The sequence below is a fragment of the Comamonas badia DSM 17552 genome (assembly GCF_000484635.1).
Lineage (GTDB): Bacteria > Pseudomonadota > Gammaproteobacteria > Burkholderiales > Burkholderiaceae_C > Comamonas_C > Comamonas_C badia.
In genome coordinates, this window is sequence record NZ_AXVM01000022.1 from 1 (window position 1) to 2,442 (window position 2,442).

2 protein-coding genes are annotated in these 2,442 nt (G+C 65.6%); both read left to right on the forward strand.

Translation table 11 applies throughout. The annotated features are described in order from the left end of the window. Window positions 1–2,195 (forward strand): conjugal transfer protein TrbE (gene trbE / locus K320_RS0117845; RefSeq protein ID WP_024540138.1); only part of this gene is annotated, 2,195 nt, incomplete at its 5' end. Continuing rightward, a partial coding sequence (locus tag K320_RS0117850; protein ID WP_024540139.1) for a DUF4141 domain-containing protein occupies window positions 2,192–2,442 on the forward strand: 251 nt, incomplete at its 3' end. The genes trbE and K320_RS0117850, both read left to right, overlap by 4 nt.

Sequence of the window (2,442 nt, forward strand, 5' to 3'; positions counted from 1 at the left end):
GCGCCGCCGCCGACTATCCGCACTCGACGTTTCCCGAACCGCTGTCGTGGCTGGTGGACGAGGAACGCCGCGCCACCTTCGAGGACGCAGGCAATCACTTCGAGAGCGGCTATCACCTGACGCTGGTGTATCTGCCGCCCGAGGAATCCCGTGCCCGTGCCGCCAAGATGCTCTACGAGAACACGCCGACGACTGGCGTGGACTGGCGCGAGCGGCTGCAAGCCTTCGTCGCGGAGACGGATCGTGTCTTTGACCTGCTCGATGGCGTGATGCCGGAAATCGCCTGGCTCGATGACAGCCAGACGCTGACCTACCTGCACGCCACCATCTCGACGCGGCGCTATTCGCTGGCGGTGCCCGAGGTGCCGTTCCACATCGACGCGCTGCTGACCGATTCCGTGCTGGTAGGCGGCCTGGCGCCCATGCTGGGCGACCAGCATCTGCGCGTGGTGTCGGTGCGGGGCTTCCCGACCTCGACCTGGCCGGGGATTCTGGACGACCTCAACCGCCTGGGCTTTGCGTATCGCTGGAGCACGCGCTTCCTGTGCCTCGACAAAGCCGAGGCGGAAAAGGAACTCGCCCGCCTGCGCCGCCAGTGGTTCGCCAAGCGCAAGAACGTCATCGCACTGCTGCGCGAAACGATCTTCCAGCAGGAGAGCCCACTGGTCGATACCGACGCCAGCAACAAGGCGGCCGATGCCGATGCGGCCTTGCAGGAGCTGGGCAGCGACCAGGTGGCCTTCGGCTATGTCACCGCCACGGTGACGGTGCTCGATACCGATCCCGCCGTGGCCGACGAGAAGCTGCGCATGGTGGAGCGCGTCATCCAGGGCCGCGGCTTTGTGACGATCCCAGAGACGCTGAATGCCGTGGATGCGTGGCTGTCCTCGCTCCCCGGCAACGCCTACGCCAATGTCCGACAGCCCATCGTCTCGACGCTGAACCTGGCGCACATGATGCCGGTGTCCGCCGTGTGGGCCGGGCCGGAGAAGAACGACCACTTGGGCGGCCCGCCGTTGATCGTCACACGCACCGATGGCGCCACGCCGTTCCGGCTGGTGACGCACATTGGCGACGTGGGGCATACGCTGGTCGCTGGCCCCACGGGCATGGGCAAGTCGGTCTTGCTCGCCACGCTGGCGATGCAGTTCCGCCGCTATCACGGCTCGCGCATCTTTGCTTTCGACATGGGGCGCTCGATGCGCGCCACGATTCTGGGCCTCGGCGGCGAGCACTACGACCTCGGGATGGATGGCGAGATCGCTTTCCAGCCTTTGGCGCGCATCGACCGCGAGGGCTACCGCACCTGGGCGGCCGAATGGATCGAAGGCCGCTTGCTGCATGAAGGCGTAGCAGTTGGCCCCGACGAGAAGGCGGCTATCTGGTCAGCACTCGGCAGTCTTGCCGGTGCGCCCGTGGAGCAGCGCACCATGACCGGCCTGTCGGTACTGTTGCAATCCAACGCGCTGCGGCAAGCGTTGTCGCCCTACGTGCTCGGCGGCGCCCACGGCAAGTTGCTCGATGCGGATTCTGACCGGCTGGGCATGGCCGACGTGCAGTGCTTCGAGATGGAGGAGCTGATGCACAGCAAGGCCGCGGTCATGGCCGTGCTGCATTACCTCTTTGCGCGCTTCAATGAACGCTTCGACGGTGCGCCCACGCTGCTGATCCTCGATGAAGCCTGGCTGTTCCTGGATGACCCGGTGTTTGCCGCGCGCATCCGACAGTGGCTCAAGACGTTGCGCAAGAAGAATGTGAGCGTCATCTTCGCCACGCAGAGCCTGGCTGACATCAAGGATTCGAGCATCGCCCCCGCGATCATCGAAAGCTGCGCCAGCCGCATCTTCCTGCCCAATCCGCAGGCGACCGAGCCGCAGATTCGCACGATCTACGAGGGCTTCGGCCTGAACTCGCGCCAGATCGAGATCGTCGCCACAGCAGTTCCGAAGCGCGACTACTACTACCAATCCCGCCTCGGCAACCGCCTGTTCGACCTCGACCTGGGGCCGGCGACGCTGGCCTTCGCGGGCGCTTCCACGCCGCAAGACCAGCGCGACATCGACGCGGTGCTCGCCGCCGCTTCATCCGCCTCCACCCCGTTCGCAGCCACCTGGCTGCGCCATCGCGGCCTGCATTGGGCCGCCGAACTGCTGTCCTCGTTCTCGTCCACCCATCCCCAGGAGAACCCATCATGAAAAAGCATCTTCTCGCCGCCGCCGTTGCGGCCATGCTTTGCACCGCAACCGCCGTGCAGGCGCAATGGGTCGTGATCGACCCCACGAACCTCGTGCAGAACACGCTGACCGCGATCCGCACGCTGGAGCAGATCAATAACCAGATCAAGCAGCTCCAGAACGAGGCGCAGATGCTCATCAACCAGGCGCGCAACCTGGCCAGCCTGCCGTCCAGCGTGGTGGGCCAGTTGCGCGCGAATCTGGCAAC